The organism is Lysobacter auxotrophicus, from assembly GCF_027924565.1.
GTDB classification, from domain to species: Bacteria; Pseudomonadota; Gammaproteobacteria; order Xanthomonadales; family Xanthomonadaceae; genus Lysobacter_J; species Lysobacter_J auxotrophicus.
The window spans coordinates 3,566,111-3,588,116 of record NZ_AP027041.1; the positions used below are offsets into that span (position 1 = coordinate 3,566,111).

18 protein-coding genes are annotated in these 22,006 nt (G+C 68.5%); 6 read left to right on the forward strand and 12 right to left on the reverse strand.

All coding sequences use genetic code 11. The features are described 5' to 3' along the window. Window position 1: 1 nt before the first annotated feature. On the reverse strand, window positions 2-850 hold the full coding sequence (locus LA521A_RS16175; RefSeq protein WP_281779870.1) for an SDR family oxidoreductase: 849 nt from the start codon (window positions 848-850) through the stop codon (window positions 2-4). A gap of 66 nt (window positions 851-916) precedes the next feature. Next, window positions 917-1,585 carry a protein kinase family protein gene (locus LA521A_RS16180; RefSeq protein WP_281779871.1) on the reverse strand — a complete coding sequence of 223 codons (669 nt, stop codon included), beginning with the start codon at window positions 1,583-1,585 and terminating at the stop codon, window positions 917-919. A gap of 117 nt (window positions 1,586-1,702) precedes the next feature. On the opposite strand from LA521A_RS16180, the gene LA521A_RS16185 reads away from it, so the two are divergent. Next, entirely contained in the window at window positions 1,703-3,715 is a 2,013-nt protein-coding gene (locus LA521A_RS16185; protein WP_281779872.1) for a bifunctional DedA family/phosphatase PAP2 family protein, read from the forward strand. Here the strand turns inward: LA521A_RS16185 and LA521A_RS16190 are convergent. The 3 genes from LA521A_RS16190 to LA521A_RS16200 all read right to left on the reverse strand — a co-directional run bounded on the left by LA521A_RS16190 (window position 3,704) and on the right by LA521A_RS16200 (window position 6,529). After that, on the reverse strand, window positions 3,704-4,291 hold the full coding sequence (locus tag LA521A_RS16190; RefSeq protein WP_281779873.1) for an LON peptidase substrate-binding domain-containing protein: 588 nt from the start codon (window positions 4,289-4,291) through the stop codon (window positions 3,704-3,706). The genes LA521A_RS16185 and LA521A_RS16190 overlap by 12 nt on opposite strands. 56 nt (window positions 4,292-4,347) lie before the next feature. Continuing rightward, window positions 4,348-5,853, reverse strand: coding sequence for a Mur ligase family protein (locus LA521A_RS16195; protein WP_425494534.1), 1,506 nt, complete (start codon window positions 5,851-5,853; stop codon window positions 4,348-4,350). 97 nt (window positions 5,854-5,950) lie between these two features. After that, a complete protein-coding gene (locus LA521A_RS16200) occupies window positions 5,951-6,529 on the reverse strand; it encodes an adenylate kinase (RefSeq protein WP_281779874.1) in 579 nt (192 codons plus the stop codon). 190 nt (window positions 6,530-6,719) lie between these two features. Between LA521A_RS16200 and LA521A_RS16205 the strand changes: the two genes are divergently transcribed. The 3 genes from LA521A_RS16205 to LA521A_RS16215 all read left to right on the forward strand — a co-directional run bounded on the left by LA521A_RS16205 (window position 6,720) and on the right by LA521A_RS16215 (window position 9,153). Further along, window positions 6,720-7,976, forward strand: coding sequence for a 6-phosphofructokinase (locus LA521A_RS16205; protein WP_281779875.1), 1,257 nt, complete (start codon window positions 6,720-6,722; stop codon window positions 7,974-7,976). An 80-nt stretch (window positions 7,977-8,056) separates the two neighbouring features. Then, window positions 8,057-8,677, forward strand: a complete 621-nt coding sequence (locus LA521A_RS16210) for a hypothetical protein (RefSeq protein WP_281779876.1) — start codon at window positions 8,057-8,059, stop codon at window positions 8,675-8,677. Window positions 8,678-8,682: 5 nt separating this feature from the next. Next, window positions 8,683-9,153 (forward strand): DUF2846 domain-containing protein, encoded by a 471-nt coding sequence (locus LA521A_RS16215; protein WP_281779877.1) that lies wholly within the window; start codon window positions 8,683-8,685, stop codon window positions 9,151-9,153. 68 nt (window positions 9,154-9,221) lie between these two features. Here the strand turns inward: LA521A_RS16215 and LA521A_RS16220 are convergent, their stop codons facing one another. Further along, the gene (locus tag LA521A_RS16220; protein ID WP_425494535.1) at window positions 9,222-9,758 is read right to left on the reverse strand and encodes a hypothetical protein; all 537 of its coding nucleotides are present in this window, start codon (window positions 9,756-9,758) and stop codon (window positions 9,222-9,224) included. 199 nt (window positions 9,759-9,957) lie between these two features. Here LA521A_RS16220 and LA521A_RS16225 point away from each other — a divergent pair, with 199 nt between their 5' ends. Together LA521A_RS16225 and ppa are read left to right on the forward strand one after the other, a co-directional pair. Beyond that, on the forward strand, window positions 9,958-11,985 hold the full coding sequence (locus tag LA521A_RS16225; protein ID WP_281779878.1) for a sodium-translocating pyrophosphatase: 2,028 nt from the start codon (window positions 9,958-9,960) through the stop codon (window positions 11,983-11,985). Between the two features lie 265 nt (window positions 11,986-12,250). Beyond that, a complete protein-coding gene (ppa, locus tag LA521A_RS16230) occupies window positions 12,251-12,805 on the forward strand; it encodes an inorganic diphosphatase (protein WP_281779879.1) in 555 nt (184 codons plus the stop codon). A gap of 51 nt (window positions 12,806-12,856) precedes the next feature. On the opposite strand, the gene LA521A_RS16235 is transcribed toward ppa, so the two are convergent. The 6 genes from LA521A_RS16235 to LA521A_RS16260 form a co-directional block, all read right to left on the reverse strand. Further along, a complete protein-coding gene (locus LA521A_RS16235; protein WP_281779880.1) occupies window positions 12,857-13,147 on the reverse strand; it encodes a hypothetical protein in 291 nt (96 codons plus the stop codon). Continuing rightward, window positions 13,144-14,130: an aspartyl/asparaginyl beta-hydroxylase domain-containing protein gene (locus LA521A_RS16240; RefSeq protein ID WP_281779881.1), complete on the reverse strand. Its 987-nt coding sequence runs from the start codon at window positions 14,128-14,130 to the stop codon at window positions 13,144-13,146. Before LA521A_RS16240 ends, LA521A_RS16235 begins: the two co-directional genes overlap by 4 nt. 212 nt (window positions 14,131-14,342) lie before the next feature. Continuing rightward, entirely contained in the window at window positions 14,343-17,237 is a 2,895-nt protein-coding gene (locus tag LA521A_RS16245; RefSeq protein WP_281779882.1) for a TonB-dependent receptor plug domain-containing protein, read from the reverse strand. Between the two features lie 276 nt (window positions 17,238-17,513). Next, entirely contained in the window at window positions 17,514-18,437 is a 924-nt protein-coding gene (locus LA521A_RS16250; RefSeq protein WP_281779883.1) for a helix-turn-helix domain-containing protein, read from the reverse strand. A 144-nt stretch (window positions 18,438-18,581) separates the two neighbouring features. Next, window positions 18,582-20,924, reverse strand: a complete 2,343-nt coding sequence (locus LA521A_RS16255; protein WP_281779884.1) for a winged helix-turn-helix domain-containing protein — start codon at window positions 20,922-20,924, stop codon at window positions 18,582-18,584. A gap of 357 nt (window positions 20,925-21,281) precedes the next feature. Next, entirely contained in the window at window positions 21,282-21,965 is a 684-nt protein-coding gene (locus LA521A_RS16260) for a potassium channel family protein (protein WP_281779885.1), read from the reverse strand. Between the last annotated feature and the right edge of the window lie 41 nt (window positions 21,966-22,006).

The window sequence follows — 22,006 nt, forward strand, 5'->3', positions numbered from 1 at the left end:
CTCAGCGCGGCTGGCGCGCTAGCTGCGATTCGGTAAGGAACAGGTCCGGCAACAGGTGGTGCGCGTGCGGATCGACCGCGTAGCCGCTGAAATCGGTGATGCCGGCGGCGAACAGCACGTCATCGTCGATCAGGAAGTGGCCGAAATAATCGTCCGACGGCCGCGAGAGCACGATGTGCGCCGCGTCGGCGACGATCTCCGGCGTGCGGCACAGCTCCGGGCGCACGCCGGGAATCATGTTGATGGCGTCGGTCGCGATGACCGTGCGCGGCCACAGCGCATTGACGGCGACGCCCTGCGGACCGAATTCGGCCGCCAGCCCGAGCGTCACGAAGCTCATGCCCATCTTCGCCAGCGTGTAGGCGGTGTGCGGTGCCCACCACTTCGGGTCGAGGTTCAGCGGCGGCGCGAGCGACAGGATGTGCGGATCGGCGGCCTTCAGCAGGTGCGGAAGGCAGGCCTGCGAACACAGGAACGTGCCGCGCGCGTTGACCTCCTGCATCAGGTCGTAGCGCTTCATCGGCGTGTCGAGCGTGCCGCGCAGCCAGATCGCGCTGGCGTTGTTGACCAGGATGTCGATGCCGCCGAACGCGTCGACCGTCGCCGCCACCGCCGAGCGCACCTCGTCTTCCTCGCGGATGTCGCACCTGATCGCCAGCGCCTTGCCGCCGGCGGCGATCACTTCCTCCGCCACGGTGTGGATCGTGCCGGGCAGCTTGGGATTGGGCACCGCCGACTTGGCGACGATCGCGACGTTGGCGCCGTCGCGCGCGGCGCGCAGCGCGATGGCGCGGCCGATGCCGCGCGAGGCGCCGGTGATGAAGAGCGTCTTTCCGGACAGGGTGCGCATGGCGCGTCTCCTACAGGGGGCGCGCCGTCGCGGCGCGCCAGTGGCGGCGATTATGGCCGGCCACCGTCAGGGCTTGGGCCCCTGGCCTTCGTTGTCTTCCCATTTCAGCAATCGCCGCGTTACGAAGCGGTAGACCGGTTTTCCCGTGGCGAACCAGGCCTCGCGCAGCCACGAGTGCCGCTTGAGCACGCGACGCTCCACCGGCGTCAGCGCCTGCGGGCAGTAGGTGCGCTTGTGCTTGAGCAGGTGGCGAAGGTCCTCGCGCGCGAGCAATCGCATCCACCGCGAACGCGGGCTGCCGCGCGTGGCGAGCTGGAAGTCGATGATCCCGGGCCGGCCGTCCTCGAGCACGAGCCAGTTGGCTTCCTTCGCCAGGTCGTTGTGCGCGAGCCCCCGGCGATGCAGCTGCTGCAGCAGCCGCCGTGCACGTCGGAAATAGGCCAGATCCCCGTGCGGCGGGCGCTGGTACATCGCCGCGCCTGCCATGTAGCTGCGGTCGAGGCGTCGCCCGTCCCAGCGCAGCAGCTGCGGCATGTCCGGGAGACCATCGACCTGCTGGAGCGCGAGCGCCTCGCGTCGCGCGAGCCACCACGCCGGCATTCGCAGCCACAGCGGCACGTGGCGCAGGTCGCGGCGCACGAACAGGCCGCGCCCGTCGCGCATCAGTGCGATGCGGCCGAAGCTGTCGGCTTTCAGCGCCTGGACTTCGATGGCGGCTTCGGAGGATGGCGGCATCGCGCCAGTGTACGGAATCGTGATTTGCCGGCGGCACGGGAACATCGGGCGCCGCGCCGATGGTCACCATGACCGACGCCATCGCGCCGTCATGGACGCGCTGCCTATAATCGCCCGATGGAACCGGCCTGGATCGAAAGCGCGACCGCATGGATCGCGGAACACCCCGTCGCCGCCGGCGCCGCCATCTTCCTCATCGCGTTCTGCGATGCCGTGGTCCTGCTGGGTATCGTCGTGCCGGCGTTGCCGCTGCTGTTCGCGGTCGGCGCGCTGGTCGGCCTGGGACACATCAGCGGGCCCTATGCCCTGGTGTGCGCGACGCTCGGCGCCTTCATCGGCGACGCGCTCAGTTACTGGGTCGGCCACCGATGGGGGCCACAGCTGCGTTCGCGATGGCCGTTCTCGCGCTACCCGCAGTGGCTCGACCGCGGCGAGGCGATGTTCCGGCGCCATGGCGTGAAGAGCATTTTCATCGCGCGCTTCGTCGGCGCGGTGCGCCCGTTCGTGCCGGCCATCGCCGGCATGCTGCATATGCCGCTGCGCCGCTACGCCCTGCCGAGCCTGGTCGCCTGCATCGCGTGGTCCGCGCTGTTCCTCGCGCCGGGGTGGGTGCTGGGCCGCTCGTACGACGCCGTCGCCGCCGTCGCGGACCGCCTCGCGCTGGTGCTCGGCGCGCTGGTGGTCGCCATCGCGCTGGTGTGGGCCGTCGTGCTCTACACGTGGCGATGGTTCGCCGATCACGCCGACACGCTGCTCGCGCGCGCCCTGCGCTGGACGCGCCAGCACCCGCGTCTGGGGCCGTATGCGGCGGCGCTGATCGACCCGAACCGGCCCGAATCCCCGTCGCTGCTGATGCTCGCCGTGTGCCTGCTGGCGATCAGCTGGGCGTGGTTCACGCTCGTCGCATCGCTGCTGGCCAGTGGCGGGCCGCTCGCGCTGGACCACACGATCCACGATTTCATGTGGAGCCTGCGCAACCCGCTCGCCGATCGCCTGATGGCGGCGCTGGCGTGCATCGGCGACGCCTCCGTGCTGGGCCCGGCGGTGCTCGTTGCGCTCGCCTACCTGCTATGGCGCAAGCGCTGGATGGCCGCAGCGCATTTCGCGGCGGCGATCGTGTTCGGCCTGGTGTTCACGTCGCTGCTGGAAGCGGCGATCGACATGCCGCGTCCGCCGACCGCGCCGGCGGGCTTCGGCTTCCCGTCGGTCGCCGTGACGATGTCCACCATCGTGTTCGGCTTCTTCGCGGTGCTGATCGCGCGCGAACTGCCCGGCCGCACGCGCGTGTGGCCGTACCTGCTCGCCGGCGTCATCACCACCATCGTCGCCTTCGCCCGCCTGTACCTGGGCGCGCACTGGCCCAGCGACCTGGTCGGCGGCACGCTGTTCGGCGTGCTGTGGCTGCTGGCGCTGGGCATCGCGTATCGCCGGCACGTGCAGCGCTCGTTCTGGATGCGTCCGCTGGCATGGCTGTTCTACGGCACCTTCGCCATCGCCGCGCTGTGGCACGCGCCGCGCACGGCCGACACGCTGCTGGCGCGCTTCGCCGCGGCGACGCCGACGTCGGTGATGAATGCCGAGGACTGGTGGCGCAACGGCTGGAGCGAACTCCCCGCCCAGCGCAACGAGCGCGACCAGCGTCGCCGCTGGCCGCTGGACCTGCAGGTCGCCGGACCGCTGGCCCCGCTCCAACAGCGGCTCGAAGCGCACGGCTGGCACGTGCAGCCGCAGGCCGACTGGATCGCGACACTGGGCCTGCTCGACGACGACGCCGAAGCCAGCGCCCAGCCCGTGCTCCCGGCCACGCTGGATGCGCAGGCCGAAACGCTGCTGATGGTGCATCCGGGTGCCAGCGAGGACGAGGAATTCGTGCTGCGCCTGTGGCGCGCGCCGGTCCGGCTGGACGACGGCACGCCGCTGTGGATCGGCACGAGCCAGACGCTGCGCCTGAACAAGCCGCTGGCGGTGGCCACGCTGTGGTTGCCGGTCAGCGACGACGGGCGCGCTCACGCGATGGTGCGCGAGGCGCTCGGGGATCTGGACGTCGCCGAAGGCCCGCATCCGCACGGCGGCACGCCGGTGCTGCGCGTGCGCACCGCGTTGCCGGAGGCCGGCGCGTCAGGGAAGTAGCGCGAGCAGGCGATCCAGCCGCGCGTGCGGGTCGTCGGTCTGCAGCAGCGCCTGGCGCTGCGCGTTCTCCAGCGGTAACAGTTCGGCCAGCCGCCAGCCGACCCACGCGGCATCGTCGAAGCGCGAGTGCGGCGCCTTGGCGTGCTCGCCGCCGATCTTCTCCACGATCTGCTCCAGCAGCGTGCCCAGCAACCCGTGTTCGGGCCGCAGCGGATCGTCCGGATCGGGATCGCACCAGCTCACCTCGGCCACCTGCAGGCCGTTGTCGCGCACACGCACGCGCCGCGCATGGAAACGGCGCGTGCCACGCACCTGCAGCGTGAGCAGGCCGTCGTCGCCGCGGCCGAAATCCTCGATCACCGCCTCGGTGCCGTACGCGGCCGCGCTCGCTGGCTCGCCGGTTTCCTCGCCGTTGATGATCAGGCAGACGCCGAAGCCGCGGCCGTTGCGGCTGCATTCGCGGACCAGGTCGAGATAGCGCGGCTCGAACACGCGCAGCCCGAGCGCCGCGCCGGGCAGCAGCACGGTATGCAGCGGAAACAGCCCCAGCGGTTGCAGCGTGGCGTCGTCGGACATCGCGGGCAGTCTAGTGCCGGACGGGTGCCGACGATGCGAAGGCCGCGCGTCGCGCGTCAGCGCGCGGCCGCATCCCGAAGCGCGGCGAGGAACCGGCGCGGCGCGCCGTCGAAGCCGCCGTTGGACATGAACACGACGTGGTCGCCAGCGCGCGCGCGTTCGCGCAACGCCGCGATCAGCGCGTCGGCGTCCGGCACGGCGACGCCCTCGTTGCGCAGCGCCGAGACGACCTTGCCGGCGTCCCACGCGAGTTCCGGTCGATGCAGGAACACCACCGTGTCGGCGAGGTCGAGCGACGGCGCGAGTGCGTCGGAATGCGCACCCAGCCGCATCGAATTGCTGCGCGGTTCCATCGCGACGACGATCCGCGCGTCGCCGACTTTCGCGCGCAGGCCCGCGAGCGTGGTGGCGATCGCGGTCGGGTGATGCGCGAAGTCGTCGTAGATGGTGATGCCCTGCGCCTCGCCGATGACCTCCAGGCGGCGCTTTACGCTGCGGAATTCCGCGAGCGATCCGAGCACGCCGGCGACGTCGACGCCGACCGCATTCGCCGCGGCGAGCGCGGCCAGCGCGTTCATCACGTTGTGGCGGCCGAGCAGGGGCCAGGTCACCTCGCCCAGTTCGGCGCCGCGATGCACGACGGCGAAACGGCTGCCGTCGGGTTCGATCAGGCGCGCGGTCCAATCGAAGGCTGCACGTGCGGCGGTGCGATCGTCGGCGCGGTCGCCGTGGCTGCCCTCGCCGTCGGCGGGAATCTGGCTCGCGTCCAGGCCGAACGTTTCGACCGGCGTCCAGCAACCCATTGCCAGCACCTGCGCGAGGTGCGCGTCTTCGCCGTTGACGATCAAACGGCCACGGCGCGGCACGGTGCGCACCAGGTGGTGGAACTGGCGCTGGATCGCGGCCACGTCCGGGAAGATGTCGGCGTGGTCGTATTCCAGGTTGTTGAGGATCGCGACCAGCGGGCGGTAATGGACGAACTTGCTTCGCTTGTCGAAGAACGCGGTGTCGTATTCGTCGGCTTCGACCACGAACTCGCGGCCCTGCCCCACGCGCGCGGAGACGCCGAAATCCTCGGCGACGCCACCGATCAGGAAGCCCGGTTCGCGCCCGGCCGCCTGCAGCAGGTAGGTGAGGATCGTGGTCGTGGTGGTCTTGCCGTGCGTGCCGGCGACGGCGAGCGTGTCGCGGCCCGGCAGCAGGTTCTCGCTGAGCCACTGCGCACCGGAGGTGTAGCGCCAGCCGTCGTCGAGCACCTGCTCCACCGCCGCATTGCCGCGCGACAGCGCATTGCCCACGACGATCTGTTCGCAGTCGGCGCTGATGTGTTCGGGCGTGTAGCCCTGCTTCAGCGCGATGCCGAGGTGTTCCAGCTGCGTGGACATCGGCGGATACACCGCGTGGTCGCTGCCTTCCACCTCGTGGCCGAGTTCGCGCGCGAGTGCGGCGACGCCGCCCATGAACGTGCCGGCGATTCCCAGGATATGGATCTTCAAGATTGCGAATCCTTCAACGATCGCTGCACGAAGCGCAATGTGCCTCAGACGGAGGGCTGCGGCCATCCATGGCGGGACGCGATCGGCTTCGGGGCGCCCTGCCGGACCCTCCGTGGCCGGGCGTTCAGCACGCCGCGCGGCAATGCCGCGCAAGCGGCCTGCTTCACCCCACCTCTTTAGCCGGCGACAACGCTTCGACGATGCGCGTGAACACGTCGTCCAGCGGTCCCACGCCGTTCACCACGGTCAGCTGGCCGTGCTGGCGGTAGAAGTCCACCACCGGGGCGGTCTGGTCGTTGTAGATCTGCAGACGCGTGCGCACCGATTCCGGGCTGTCGTCCGCGCGGCCTTCGGCCTTGGCGCGGCCGGCGATGCGCTCGACGAGCATGTCGGTCGGGACCTCGAGCTGCACCGCGTAATCCATCGGCTGGCCGATGCGCTGCAGCAGCTGGTCCAGCGCGGCGGCCTGCGCGAGGTTGCGCGGGTAGCCGTCGAGGATGAAGCCGCCCTTCGTGTCGTCGCGCGAGAAACGGTCTTCCAGCATGCCCAGCAGGATCTCGTCGCTGACGAGGTTGCCTGACGCCATGATTTCCTTCGCCTCCAGCCCCAGCTTGCTGCCCGCGGCCACTTCGGCGCGAAGCAGGTCGCCGGTGGAAATGTGCGGGACCTGCAGATGGTCCTTGAGTCGCGCGGCCTGCGTGCCCTTGCCGGAGCCGGGCGCGCCCAGAAGTACCAATCGCATCAACATCACTCCTAGAACGGAAAAATGGGGCGGCCGCTGGGGCCCGACGCATGCCGGATGGGGTCCGGTTCGCCGCCCGCCGACCGGCGCTACACTCGCAGCAGCCTGCCCCGGCGGGCAAATTCGCGGTCACTTTACCGCATCCTGCCCTGCCCCCCTCACCCGATCCGCTCACGGACTGGAACCGCACATGCCCTCCGGAACCCTGCTTTACGCGCAGTCGGGCGGTGTCACCGCCGTCATCAATGCCACCGCATCGGCCGTGATTCAGACCGCCCGCGCGCACAAGGTGCGCGTGCTCGCCGGCCGCAACGGCATCCTCGGCGTGCTCCGGGAAGAACTGATCGACACCTCGAAGGAGCCCGCGGGCGTGATCGGCGCGCTCGCGCACACGCCCGGCGGCGCGTTCGGCTCGTGCCGCGTGAAGCTGAAATCGCTCGACCAGGACCGCGCCCGCTACGAGCGCCTGCTGGAGGTCTTCCGCGCCCACGACGTGCGCTGGTTCCTCTACAACGGCGGCAACGATTCGGCCGATACCGCGCTGAAGGTCTCGCAGCTTGCGGCGCAGTACGACTATCCGCTGACCTGCGTCGGCGTGCCGAAGACGGTCGACAACGACCTGGCCGTGACCGACTGCTGCCCGGGCTTCGGTTCGGTCGCCAAGTTCACCGCGGTGTCGGTGCGCGAATGCGCGCTGGACGTGGCCGCGATGGCCGATACCTCGACGAAGGTGTTCGTCTACGAGGCGATGGGTCGCCACGCCGGCTGGATCGCCGCCGCCGCCGGCCTCGCCGGGCAAGGCGAGGACGCCGCGCCGCACCTGATCCTCTTCCCCGAGCGCCCCTTCGACGAAGCCGATTTCTTCGCCAAGGTGAAGGCCACCGTCGAGCGCGTCGGCTACTGCGTCGTCGTCGCGAGCGAAGGCATCCAGACCGCGGACGGCAAGTTCGTCGCCGATGCCGGCGGCGGCAAGGATTCGTTCGGGCATACGCAGCTCGGCGGCGTGGCGTCGTTCCTCGCCGGGCGAGTGAAGGACGCGCTGGGCTACAAGGTGCATTGGGCGCTGCCCGATTACCTGCAGCGCTCGGCGCGCCATCTCGCGTCGAAGACCGACCTCGCGCAGGCGCAGGCGGTGGGCCGCAAGGCGGTCGAGTTCGCGCTCAAGGGCATGAACTCGGTGATGCCGGTGATCGTGCGTACGTCCGATGTCCCGTATCGCTGGAAGATCGAAGCCGCACCGCTGTCGAACATCGCCAACCACGAAAAAATGATGCCGCCGGAGTTCATCCGCGAGGACGGCTACGGCATCACGCCCGCGGCGCGGCGCTACCTGGAACCGTTGATCCGAGGCGAAGCCCCACCGCCGTACGGGCGCGATGGACTGCCCAAGTACGTGACGCTGAAGCAGACGCTTGTCGAGAAGAAGCTGCCGCCCTTGGCGGAATAGCGCCGTTCAGTTAGCTTCCCCTGCGCGGTACTTCGGAACAGGGGACAAGGATGAGATGGCAACTGACGCTGGTGGCCGCGATGGCCGCCGGCAGCGCTTTCGCGCAGACGCACGAACCGACGACGCCGGTAGATACCGACCATGCACCCCCGCAGGTGGCAACGGCCACGCCGCCGACCTGCCAGGCGTTATGCGCGGGGCAGCAGATCGAGCTGGAGCTCGCCGAGTTCGTCAGCTCCGATCGCCACAAGATCGGTGACCGCTTCAAGTTACGACTGGCCACCGCGCTGTCGCTCGATGGCACGGTGATCCTTCCGGCCGGAACGCCAGGCATCGGCGAGGTGGTTCATGCCCAGACCTCGCGCGGCGGAGGAAAGCCGGGCGAGTTGCTGCTTGCCGCACGTTTCCTCGAACTGCCCGACGGCCCACTGGCCTTGCGCGCGATGAAGCTCGCCGCGCGCGGCCAGGACAAGACAGGTGCCGCACTGGCCACCTCGTTCGTGGCCGGCCCATTCGCGATGTTCATGCACGGCCGGGAAATCGAGATCCCCGCCGGCACGCATGCATTCGCAAAGCTCGCGCAGGACCTGGATCCCGCGCGTGCCGTACCCACGCCGCCGACGCCCGCGCAAGCGGCCGCACCGGCACAGGAAACCCCACGCACGACAGTCGCGCACGACGCGTCCACCATCAAGGAGTAGATTCAATGCGTTCCATGCTGTCCCGCACCGCTGTTCTCTCGCTGCTGCTGGCTCCGGCCTTCGCCATCGCGAACGAGGGCGACGCCGCCTCGGCAACCTCGGCTGCGGCGAGCGCTTCCGCCGCCTCCACCAACACGCTCATCAATGCGGCACCTGCGGACAAGGCGCAGATCGTCTTCTTCCGCGAATCCAAGTTCGTCGGGGGCGCCATCGGCTTCAAGGTGCGCGAAGGCGATACCGAGCTGGGCAAGCTGCGTAGCGGCAAGTATTTCGTCGCCAACGTCGAGCCGGGCAAGCACGAGTACAACGTGCACGGCGAGACGAAGGATGTGCTGACGATGGAGGTCGAAGCCGGCGAGACCTACTACGTGCTCGGCTCGCTGGGCATGGGCATCGTCGCTGGTCGGCCGAACCTGTCCCCGTCTGACGAAGCGACGTTCCTGTCGATGTCGGACAAGCTCAAGCTGGCGAAGTAACCGATCGCCTGGAGCGAAAAGGAAAGGGGCCCGCATGGGCCCCTTTTCGTTTCACCACGCCTCGCGGCTCAGCGCGTGCAGCCCGCGCCCTCCACCGTCATCTGCGCGGCGAACATTGGGATGGCGTCCAGCTGCCCGGCCTTCGCCTTCTGCGATTGCTCTTCCAGATAGATGCGCTGCTGGCCCTGGCCGTCGAGCTTGGCGGTCTTGTCGACCGGCTTGCGCCACACGTGCACGACGGCCTGCTGCGACGGGCACGCGGCGTTCGGCACGCGGATCACGTCGTTGAGCAGCCATCCGTTCTGCGCCGGCTTCGCCTTCGCCGCGTCGACGAAACGCGCACGCGGCTGGCACTGCGGCGAGATCCGCACGACGGTGAACGTGTACGGGTCGTCGGCCTGTCCGGTGAACATGCCTTCCAGTCGCGCACACGCTTCGGGAATCTGGCGCAGCGTGTGCACGGCATTGGGTGCCTGCGGCTGGACGGGGCCGCGCGCGATTTCGGCCTTGGGATCGGACGCCGGACCGGCCTTCGAATCGGGCCCGGCATGGGCCGCGATCACCGGCAGCGTGAAAAGCAGGAGAAGGAGCGGCGACACTCGCATGGCGGCGGGAAGCTCTTTCCGTGACGGGGAGCGCAGGCTGGCACGGTTGCGCTGAATGCTGCGTCTACAGCGTGCGCCCAGCCGGGGCCCTGTGCGATAGTCGGGACGTTGTCGCGGTGGCCCACGACCCGCGCAGCTCACAAATCCGAAAAAGCAGTACTCGGTTTCCTGGTGTTTCCACTTCTTTGGGGAGGGATTCATGCTGGAGCAGTACGGTCTGGTTCTGGCGCTGGTCTGCGCCGTCATCGCGATCCTCTACGGGATCATCTCCGCGCGCTGGATCGGCGCACAACCTGCCGGCAACGAACGAATGCAGCAGATCGCCGGCGCGATCCAGGAAGGCGCGCGCGCCTACCTCAACCGGCAATACACGACCATCGCCATCGCAGGCGTCGTGCTCTTCATCCTCATCGGTTTCTTCCTCGGCTGGGCGACGGCGGTGGGCTTCCTGCTCGGCGCGGTGCTCTCCGGCGCGGCGGGCTACATCGGCATGAACGTGTCGGTGCGCGCGAACGTACGCACCGCCGAAGCCGCGCGCAGCGGCATGGGCAAGGCGATGGACGTCGCGTTCCGCGGCGGCGCGATCACCGGCATGCTCGTCGTCGGCCTCGGCCTGCTGGGTGTCGCGGGGTATTACCTCGTGCTGCAACGCATGGGCTACACCACCGAACACGCCCTGCACGCACTGGTGGGCCTGGCGTTCGGTTCCTCGCTGATCTCGATCTTCGCGCGCCTGGGCGGCGGCATCTTCACCAAGGGTGCGGACGTCGGCGCCGATCTGGTCGGCAAGGTCGAAGCGGGCATTCCCGAAGACGATCCGCGCAACCCGGCGGTCATCGCCGACAACGTCGGCGACAACGTCGGCGACTGCGCGGGCATGGCGGCGGACCTGTTCGAAACCTACGCGGTGACGGTGATCGCGACGATGCTGCTCGGCGGCCTGATGCTCGCCGAAGCCGGCCGCAACGCGGTGCTGTATCCGCTGGTGCTGGGCGGCGTGTCGATCATCGCCTCGATCATCGGCGCGTTCTTCGTCAAGGTTAAAGCTGGCGGCTCGATCATGGGCGCGCTGTACAAGGGCGTGATCGTGTCGGCGGTGCTCGCGGCCATCGCGTTCTATCCGATCACCACGCAGCTGATGGGCGACAACTCGCACGGCGCGATGAACCTCTACGGTTGCGCGCTGATCGGGCTGGCGCTCACCGGCGCGATCGTGTGGATCACCGAGTACTACACCGGTACGCAGTACAAGCCGGTGCGCCACGTCGCGGCCGCCTCCACCACGGGCCACGGCACCAACATCATCGCGGGCCTGGGCGTGTCGATGAAGTCGACCGCGCTGCCGGTCATCGCGGTGTGCCTGGCGATCTGGCTGGCGTTCCATCTCGGCGGTCTGTACGGCATCGCCATCGCCGCCACGGCCATGCTGTCGATGGCGGGCATGATCGTCGCGCTCGATGCGTACGGCCCGATCACCGACAACGCCGGCGGCATCGCCGAAATGGCGGAACTGCCGCCGGAAGTGCGCAACGTCACCGACCCGCTCGACGCCGTCGGCAACACCACGAAGGCGGTGACCAAGGGCTACGCGATCGGTTCGGCGGCGCTCGCCGCGCTGGTGCTGTTCGCCGACTACACGCACAACCTGTCGGCGGCCAATCCCGGCCGCAGCTTCGCGTTCGACCTGTCCGACCACTACGTGATCATCGGCCTGCTGATCGGCGGCCTGATCCCGTACCTGTTCGGCGCGATGGCGATGGAAGCGGTCGGCCGCGCCGCGGGCGCGGTGGTCGAGGAAGTGCGCCGCCAGTTCCGCCAGATCCCCGGGATCATGGAAGGCACGGGCAAGCCGGAGTACGACAAGGCGGTCGACATGCTCACGCGCTCGGCCATCAAGGAAATGATCGTGCCCTCGCTGTTGCCGGTGATCGTGCCGATCATCGTCGGCCTGCTGCTCGGCCCGACCGCGCTCGGCGGCCTGCTCATCGGCACCATCGTGACCGGCCTGTTCGTCGCGATCTCGATGACCACCGGCGGCGGCGCGTGGGACAACGCGAAGAAGTACATCGAGGACGGCAACTTCGGCGGCAAGGGGTCCGACGCGCACAAGGCGGCGGTGACCGGCGACACCGTCGGCGATCCGTACAAGGACACCGCGGGCCCGGCGATCAATCCGCTGATCAAGATCATCAACATCGTGGCGCTGCTGCTGGTGCCGTTGCTGTAAGGCGAACTTCCCCTTCTCCCGCGTGCGGGAGGGGGCCGGGGTGAGGGAGGCGGCCCGGCGCCTGGTCGAAGTCGACCACCCTCGCCCTCACCCCAGCCCCTCTCCCGAACGCGGGAGAGGGGCTTCGTTCCGCCCGGCGTGAATGTCGACCGCCGCGCCCAACGCCACTGCTGCGCCGCAGCAGCCAGACACGTAAAATACCGGCCCGCTATCCCAATCCCCCGCCCCGCCGTCCCGGCGCGGCCTTCAGCAGTCGGAGCAACGCATGGGCCTGGACCTCGTCCCCACCGGCAAGAACCCGCCGGATGAGATCAACGTCATCATCGAAATCCCCAAGGACGCCGAGCCGGTCAAGTACGAGGTCGACAAGGCTTCGGGCGCGATCTTCGTCGACCGCATCCTGTCCACGCCGATGCGCTATCCGTGCAACTACGGCTACGTCCCGCACACGCTGTGCGGCGACGGCGACCCGGCCGACGTGCTGGTGATCCTGCCGCTGCCGCTGGTGCCGGGTTCGGTGATCCGCGCCGTGCCGGTCGGCGTGCTCAAGATGAGCGACGAGGCCGGTTCGGACGAGAAGCTCATCGCCGTGCCGGTGCCGAAGATCTTCGGCGGCTACTCGCACATCACCGACATCGAGCAGGTGTCCAAGCACTGGCTCGAGCGCATCGGCCACTTCTTCGAGCACTACAAGGACCTGGAGAAGGGAAAGTGGGTGAAGATCGAAGGCTGGGGCGGCGCCGCCGAAGCCAAGGCGATCCTCAACGACGCCATCGCCCGCTACAACGCGACGTCGGAAGAAGACAAGCCGAAGTTCTGATCGGCTCCGCATCGCGATGAAACAGGCCGCCTCCAGGCGGCCTGTTTCGTTTCAGCGCCCGCGGTCGACGTACAGCGCGTAGATGTACGCCAGCGGCCACACCAGAAGTGTCGCGAGCATCCAGAGAAGACGTCCCGCGCGGTACGCCCGCCGCGCGGCGATGAACATCGTGAGCAGCGTGCCGGCGATGCAGAGGGAAAACCCGATGCCGAGCGCGGTCCCGGATGCCCACGGGCCGGCCACGAGCCCGTTCCGCACGACGAGCGTGCCGTATGCCAGGAAGGCGAACGTCAGGTACAGGCTGCCGCGTGGGATCGCGTTGGGCGGCATTGCGAGCTTCATGCGTTGTCGCCCGTTGCGCGGCGCTGCGCGGCGGTGGCGAACGCGGCGTCGTCGGTGCCGACCGCGAACTTGCACACGATGGTCATCAGCGCGTTGAACCAGCGCAGGTCGTTCCTGAGTACGAGCGGCTGCGCGGGACCGCGGACGTCCTCGATGAAGCGTTGCAGCGCGGCGCTGTAGCGCGCCCGACCTTCCGGCCGGTCGCCCAGTTCGAACCACAGTCCCTGCCACGTGCGCGCGAAACGCATGGCGATCTGCCGCACCTGCGACAGGTTCGGATGCGGCACCGCGTCGGCGAACAGCAATCCGAGGTGATCGTTGAGCTCCCACGGCGTCATGACGGTCGGCACGTTGACGGTCTCGCACGGGAAGGCGGCGATGTCGCCCGCCTGGGGCGCGATGTGCACGCTCTGCCAGCCGGCGCGCGGCGCATCGTGCGGGCGCCCGCGATTGACCAGGTCCCAGAACCGCCCGCCGCCGACGGTATCCACCACCAGGTGCACGCGCGATTGCACGGCATCGTTGAGCACGCGGTGCTGGCGCCAGGTGTCGAAGATCCAGCATTCGCCGGCGGCCATGTTGATCACCGCCTTGTCGCACTCGAACTGCACCGTCGGTTGCGTGACGACGGGAATGTGCACGCGCACGCGCTCGGTCCAGTAGTAGCCCTGGTCGGCGTGGCGCGTGACTTCGGCGTGGCCCGACAGGCGCATCAGCCGGCTCCGGCCCACCGTCGCGCCCAGGCTGGCGAACACCTGCGTGAGGTACGGGCAGCGCAGCAGCTCGGGCGTCGGGCGCATCGGGCCGGCGAAGGCCTCGTTGTCCGCGTTGCCTTCCACGGCCACCAGCGGCAGCATCGAATTGCCGGCGAACCCCTGCGGATGCGGCTTCCAGGGCCCCTCGCCCAACGCGTCGATCTCGGCGGCCAGCGCGGCGGCGTCGAAGGCAAGCGGCAACTGGATGAAGGGCACCTGCAGTTTCATTGCGGATCCGGCGACGGGAATGCGCCCATCGTAACGTCGGCGGCGCCCGATTCCGCAAAGTCGCCGCGCGCAGCCGGGAACGCGGCGATGGGAGGAGCCGCCGGGCCTTTCCGGTCAGGCCTGCATTGCGCATGCGGTGCCACGCGCCGCAAAAAACTACGGCCCCTTTCGGGGCCGTAGTGGTACTGCGTGTTGCGTGTTGCTTCAGCCGATCAGAAGCGCTGGGCGTACTTCAGGTAGTAGAAGCGGCCGATGTCGAAGCCGCCGTACATGCCGAAGTCCGAGTTCGGGCTGGTGTACAGGTACGTACCCTGGTGGTCGAACACGTTGTTCGCGCCGACCGAGACGGTGGCGTTCCACGGGGTGCTGTAACGGAACTGCACGTCGTGGAAGGTGTTCGCACCCGTCGAGTTCGTCGGCTGCTGCAGCGTGTACGGCGAGGTGAACTCCGGATCGGAGCACTCGTTCTCGTACGCGCACGCTTCCTTCAGACCCGAGTAGTAACGCGTGCTCCAGGTCGCGCCGAAGTCGCCCAGGCTCCAGTCGAGGCTGACGTTGGAGCGGGTACGGAAGTACGCGCTGCCGTCGACCGACCAGCCGTTCTTCTGCTCGACCGGGGTGACGGCCTCGTTGTCGCGCTTGTATTCCCAGTAGTCGATGTACGAGGTCTTCCAGTCGATCGCGAACTGGCCGATCGAGGTTTCCGGCAGGCGGTAGCGGACGTTGAGGTCGTAACCGGCCGTTTCCTGGTAGCCGCCGTTGACCAGCGTCACCGTCGCGTCGTAGATCTCGCCCGCGGCCGTACCGATGTTGCCGGTCAGGTCACGCGTGAAGCTGCCGCACGAGGAGGCGATGTTCAGCACGTAGCAGCGGTTGAGGATGGCGGTCATCGTCTCGGCGGCGATGACGTCCTCGATCTTGATCTTCCACCAGTCCAGGCTGACGTCCAGGCCTTCCACGGAGCTCGGGCTGTACACGAAGCCGAACGTGGTCGACTTCGAGGTTTCCGGCTGCAGGTCGGGGTTGGAGGTCACCAGGAACGGCCAGTCGGCCTGCTGGTTCGGACCGGCGGCGACGGTGCCACCCGAAGCGATCTGGCGGAAGTCCGCCGGAACGCCAGCGGCCTGGCAGCGGGCGGCCACGTCCGGGTTGCCGGCAGCGGCGCCGAAGCTGGTGTCGCACGGGTCGGTGTAGAACGCGAACGTCTGCGAGCTGCCGCCGTACAGGTCGCCCAGGGTCGGGGCGCGGAAGCCCGTCGCGTAGGTGCCGCGGACCAGCAGGTCGTCGATCGGACGCCACTTGAGGCCGAACTTGCCGTTGACCGTGTCACCGAAGGTGTCGTAGTCCGAGTAGCGGCCGGCCACGTCGATCGACAGTTCCTTCGCGAAGGGCATGTCGGCGAGGATCGGCACGTTGAACTCGAGGTAGACCTCGTCCAGCGAGTAGCCGCCGGAGGTGACGCCGCCCGCGAGGTCGGTGCTCAGGCCCGACTGCTTCAGCGCGTCCGGCTCGAAGCGCGCGTCTTCCTTGCGGTGCTCGTAACCCACGGCCATGTTCAGGTCGCCGGCCGGCAGGCTGGCCACGGTGCCGCTGAGGTTCAGGCTGTAGATGTGCGTGGTGGTTTCGGACGTGTCGTGCGTCGGCAGGAACAGGTAGTCCGCCAGCGCCTGGTTGCCCGTCAGGCCGCCCGGGCCCACCTGGCCGAAGCCAAGCGCCGGATTCCACGGCACGCAGCCGTCGATCACCGCACCGGCGGTGCCGCAGCGGGCCACGCCATCGGCGTCGATGAAGCTGGCGCCCAGCGCGTTGCGTGCGTTCGGGATGAACAGGTTACCGGTACCGGTCTGCACACCCTTGTTCTGGTTGTAGACGTAGCCGGCGTCCCAGTTCCACGGCTTGTCGCCGATGTCGAACGCGCCTTCCAGCGTGCTGCTGAAGCGGTAGGTGGTCAGCTCGTTACGGGTCTGACGCGGCACTTCCGAGGTACGGCGGATGAACTGCGCATCCTCACCGAACGGGTTGTACACGTTGTCGGCCGTCCAGATGTTGCGGACGCCGTCGTTGCTGCTGGTCGAGCCGAACGGATAGCCGGCGATCTGCTGCAGCGTGTCGCGGTGCGTGTACAGGCCGTCGACGTTCAGGCGAACGTTGTCGGTGAAGTCGAAGCTGCCGTTGGCGAACACCGAACGACGCTCGATGCCCGTACGCAGGAACATCTGCGCGTTCGGGTTGACCAGGTCGAAGTTCTCGCCTTCGCCGTACGGATGGTAGTTGGCGGTGTTGCTCGGGTCGGCGCCCGGGTTCAGCACCCACTGGCCGGTCGAGGTGATGATGCGGCCCTTGTCGGTGTTGCCGCTCCAGCCGTTGGCGCCTTCGTCATCGTTCGGGAACGGATGGAACGGGCCCGACGGGTAGCGCGAGAAGCCGCGGTCGCGTGCGTAGACCGGCTCTTCCTTCGAGTACTCCACGCCCAGCGTGATCGAGCTGCGATCGCTGGTGGAGCCGAGCAGGAAGTTGTACTGCTGGACTTCACCGTCGCCCTGGCTGTACTGGCCGACGTAGCCCGAAGCTTCCAGGCCGTCGAAGTTCTTGCGGGTGATGATGTTGATCACGCCCGCGATGGCGTCCGAACCGTAGATCGCCGAAGCGCCGTCGGTCAGGATTTCGATGCGCTCGACCACGCCGGTCGGGATCGAAGCCAGGTCGGAGTAACCATTGGAGCTGATGCCCAGACGCTTGCCGTCCAGCAGGACGAGCGTGCGCTGCGGACCCAGGTTGCGCAGGTCGACGTACTGGCCGCCGACTTCCTCGCCCGAGGAGAGCGCGTTGGCGCGGCTGATCGCCGGCGAACCGGTGGTCGTGATGTTCTGCAGGATGTCGCCGACGCTGGTGAAACCCTGCTTCTGGATCTGATCGCGGGTCATCATGATGACCGGGTTCGCGGTCTCGATGCTGGCCTGGCGAATGCGCGAACCGGTGACTTCGATGCGGTCAAGGGTGGTCGCGTTCTGCTCCTGAGCGCTGGCAAACGCCGGCGTCAGTGCGATCGCGATACCGGCCGGCAACATGCCGACGCGCAACGCGGTGCGCAAATTCCGTTGGTTCATCTATCTCTCTCCAGATATCTGTTATGGGCGTGTTAAACGCCCACCAAACTTAAGTTCTGGGGAGGTCCACTGCTTTGCGGCTAGCGTTGAGAGACTTTGCGAAATCTGCCCGCGAGGACACGCCCTTCACGTTCGCGTCGGTGGTTGACGCACATTGAAAATGCGCAACCGGTCAAGCCGCGACGCCGTTCTCAGATTGGCGCGCCAACGAAAACGGCCGGCGATCGCTCGCCGGCCGTTTGCTTTGCGTCCATCGAAGGCGATCGGCCGATGCGGTCAGCCGTTCGTGGCGAGCGACTTGCGTTCCAGCGACTTGCGGGCGGCGGCCTGGGCCTTGCCCGTCTCGCCGCGGTTCGCGGCGGCGCGGTAACGCGTCGCCGACACGCCGAAGCGGGCACGGAAGGCGCGCGCGAAGCTGCAGCAGTTGTCGAACCCGCTGGCCGCGGCGACCTCGCCGATCATCATCGAGGTGCTGGTGAGCAGGTCCGCCGCGTGCTCCAGGCGCATCCGCGCCGACGCCGCCTGCGGACTTTCCTCGTAGAGACTGTGGAAGGTCTTGGAGAAGTACCAGCTGGAGAAGCTGGTCAGCTCGGCCAGTTCGCTGATGCGCACGACGCGGTCGCAGTTGCCTTCCAGGTACAGGCGGGCGCGCTGGAGGCGGCCGAAGACCTGGCGCTTGCGGCTGCGCGAACGGCCCGGGCAGCGCGGGATGCGTGCGGCCAGGTCGCGCTGGACGCCGGCCAGGTGCAGCAGGATTGGGCGCAGCAGCGAGGCGTCGAACGCCGTGCCGGGGTTCTCCGAAAGACGGGCCGCCGCCTCGCGCCACAGGCGCAGGCCGATGCGGGCGTCGTGGCGGGTCATCTGGCCACGGCCGGCATACAGGCCGCGATCGGCGAAGCGGGTCATCTCCCGCAGCGCGTCGCCGGTCAGCGTGAGACCGACGCAGACGCCGAAACGGTCGGCCTGGATGGTCGGCTTGGAGTCCTTCTCGAAGGCGATCCAGTCGCCGCTACGCAGCCGGAACTTGCCTTCCTTCGCCTCGACCCAGGAGCTGCCGTGCAGCTGGAGCCAGAAAGAGAACGTCCCCGAAACCTGGACGCTGCCCAGTCGCGAGACGCCGATGCAACCGCCCTGAACCGCGCCCTCAGGGGTCTCGAGCTGCAGTAGCTGCCCGCGGTCCGCCCATTGCACTTGCTCCATTGGTCCACCTCATGTGCCGAGAATGGTCAATGGATTTGCCGTACACACCCACTTCGCTTCAGGAAAGTTGGTGGAGACTTATCCGAAATCGCAACGAATGCAAAACCGAAGGATTTCCGATAGCACTTTTCCCAAATGGATCAATCACTTGATCCAGCCGGGTACCACCTCGGCAGTTTCTTTCGGAAGCTCCATGTAGCCGATGTCGGCCCCGTCCCAGTCCACGAGAGCCAGATACGCGACGTCACCGCGCGGCCCGCCGAGGCTGAATCCGTTCACCGCGGAGCGTCGGAGCTGGTCCAGGCAGCGCGGCGAACCGGCATTGGCGGGCACGATCCGGCGCAGGCTGGCGGCGCAATCCTGCAGGCGCTCCAGGTAGCGGATCTCGCCGTCGGGCGCGACCCGCCACATGCGATAGCGGTCGGCGGTGGGCTCGCTGGCGCTGACGCGGCGGATCGTCGCGGTGGTGAGGTCGAGCGACACCTCCCACAGCCCGGCCTCGGTCAGGCGGGTGAACAGGATGCGGTTGCGCGGGCCGTCGACCTCGAAGTGCGACACGCCGTCGATCCGGCCGAGCGAACGCCAAGGCCGGCTCGAACGGTCGTACAGGCGCAGCTGCGGCGCGCCGTCTTCGCTCGCGGCCAGCACGAACAGCCGGTTCTCAGAGGTCGAGTACTGGGCCTGCAGCGGGTCGGCGTCGGGAACCGGCAGCGTGGCGACCTGCCCGCTGGCCGCCATCAGTTCCTGGACGACCCCGCGGCCGTGGGCATCGGTGCCGGTGGCCAGCAGCCGGCGCGAGTCCGGCGACCAGGCCGGTGCGTAGCGCGTGCCCGGACGGACGCCGCCCATCATGCGCAGGGTGTCCGGCTGGGTGACGTCGCCGACCCACAGCCCGTTGCTGCCGGAGCGATCGGAGACGAACGCCAGCTGGCGGCCGTCCGGCGCGATCGACGGCAGCAGGTCGCGGGAGGACGACGCGAACAGCGGCTCGACCACGTGCACCCGGCCCGGGCCGTCGCCGCTGGCGAGCTGCACCCGGTACAGGCCGAAGTACGGCCGGCGCTGGACGAAGGCGATCGCGCGGCGCGAACGTGCCGCCACCGGCGCCTGGCCGTCTTCTACGCCGACCGGGCGCGCCTCGCCGGTGCTGGTGTCGAGCTTGAACAGGCGGTACTCGCCGTCGACCATCGCGCTGAACAGCAGCCCGCGGCCGCTCGGCGACCAGTCCCAGCCGCGCAGGTCGGCGCGCAGGCGGCTCAGGCGCTCGGCGTTGCCGCCCTGCGCCGGGATGCGCCAGAAATCGCCCAGCGGCGCGTTGCGCACGAACACGATCCAGCGCCCGTCCGGCGAATAGCGCGGGTCGGTGTCCAGCTCATCGGGATCGTGCGGGTATTCGATCGGGCGCCACTGGCCGCTGTCGAGGTCCAGGACGCGCAGGCCGACGGCGCCTTCCCCGGTGCTCATGCTGCCGAAGATCAGCCCGTTGCTATCGGGGGTCCAGTCGAACGTCGGCGGGCTGCGGCGATCGCAGGCGCCCACTTCATGCTCGGCGCGCGCGTTCGGCGTGACCAGGCGGATGCTGCAGCTGTCCTCGGACAACCGCATGAACGCGATCCAGCGCCCATCGGGCGACCACGACGGCGAGGTGTCGTCGGAGCCCTCCGGCGGTCGCGTGAGCTGGCGCGGCTGCGTCTGTTCGGTCGTCTGCACCAGGATGGCGGTGCCGCGCTGGCCTTCGGGAATGGCGACGTACGCCACCAGCCCGGCGTCGGGCGACAGCGCCGGCGAGAGTTCGAAGCCCGGCGCCGAGGTGATCAGGCGATACGGTCGATCGCTGCGCAGGCCCTGCATGCCCGATACCGCGACGGGCGCCGCCTCGGATTCCTCCGGGGCGCGCACCAGCGCCCAGGCGAGCAGGCCGGCGACCAGCAGCGCGACGGCGGCGATCACCATCGCGATCGACATCCACGTCCCGCGGGGCGAGGACGTCGTCGGGAACGGCACCGGCGCCAGCGGCTCGGTCGGGTCGGCGCCGGCGATCGCGGGGTATTTCGCGGTCGTACGGGTCGGATCGGACCAGCGCTCGTCGGTGGCGACCACTTCCGCGCTCGCGGACGGCCCGCCGGAATGCACCCATTCGATCGGCGCGAGCAGGCGGTAGCCGTTCTTGGCGATCGTCTCGATGTAGCGCGGATTGCCGCGCTCGTCGTCGAAGGCCTTGCGCAGCTGGGTGATCGCCTGGGTCACCACGTCGTTGGTCGGCAGCGTGTCCGGCCAGACCTCGGTCATCAGCGCATCGCGGCTGACCACGCGGCCGGCCTGCTCCACCAGCACCAGCAGCACGCCCATGGATTTGGGCGTGATGCGCAATGGGCGACGCTTGCCCGGTGCGCGGATCTCGCGCAGGGGCACGTCGACCACGCATTCGCCCACGCGCAGTCGTTCGGACGGCAGGGGCGAGGTGGAGGGTTCGGAGGGTCTTTGCATGAATCAGGGATGGTGAGCGGCAAGCTGAACGGCCGTCATGTGCCAAACGGTTCGGACACAACTACTCGGCAAACCCGGCAAAGAGGCCAGACCCGACGGGGAAAGCAATGCTCGCCCGAACATTCTAACGTCCGCAGGCTTACTCCCGTTTACACGGGGGTGGCTTCAGGCCCTCTCTCGCCGACGTATTACAGAACGTACCGTTCCAGCATTCGCGCCTTCCGGCGCGAATCTTTTTCCCCGGCGCCCCACCACTTCGCGAGTCCAGCGCCACCCTGACGGCGGAAAACGCTGCGTGCTTCTTAGCACAGTCGTATTAAGGCCGATGCCGCGGGCGCCGCTGGGGCCCCGGGAGCGCTATTTCGTCGCGCGGAGCATCGTCAGGCCGACCAGGCGCGACACCACCACCGCGATGTACGCGACGCCGGCGAACTGCTGGAGCATGACCAGCACGCGCGCGGGCGAGGACAGCGGCAGGATGTCGCCCAAGCCGGTGGCCGACAACGTGGTGAAGCTCAGGAACAGCAGTTCCAGCCAGGTGCGCGGCTCGCCCGGTCGCAATGCGCCGGTGAAACTCCCCGGATACCACGCCTGGCAGACGAAGTACGCATAGGCGAAGCCCCACGCGAGCAGGGTGAAGGTCGCGCCGGCGGCGAACAGTTCGTCGGTGGTCACGCGGTGGTCGCCGAGCATGTAGGCGATCAGGCTCGACGCGGCATACAGATACAGCAGCGCTTCCAGTGCGGAGGACACGACCAGCAGCGTGTCGTTGCCCAGCACGACCGACAGCACGGCCAACGCGAGCGCCGGCCCGACCAGCAGCCAGGCCACCCACACCTTCGCCGGGCTGCGGTTCACCACCCACACCGCGAGCATCAGCGCGATCACGCCGAGCGCGCCGAACAGCACGCGTCCGCTGCGCATTTCGTCGAACAGCGGATACAGGATGAGGCTCAGCAGCTGCACCGCCAGCAGGAACGCCGAAGGATGGCGCCGCACCTGCACGCGCCAGCGCAGCTGGCCGACACGGTTTTCCGCCATGGTCGCGATCCTTCGGGTAGGTCGCGCAAAGCCTAGCCGAT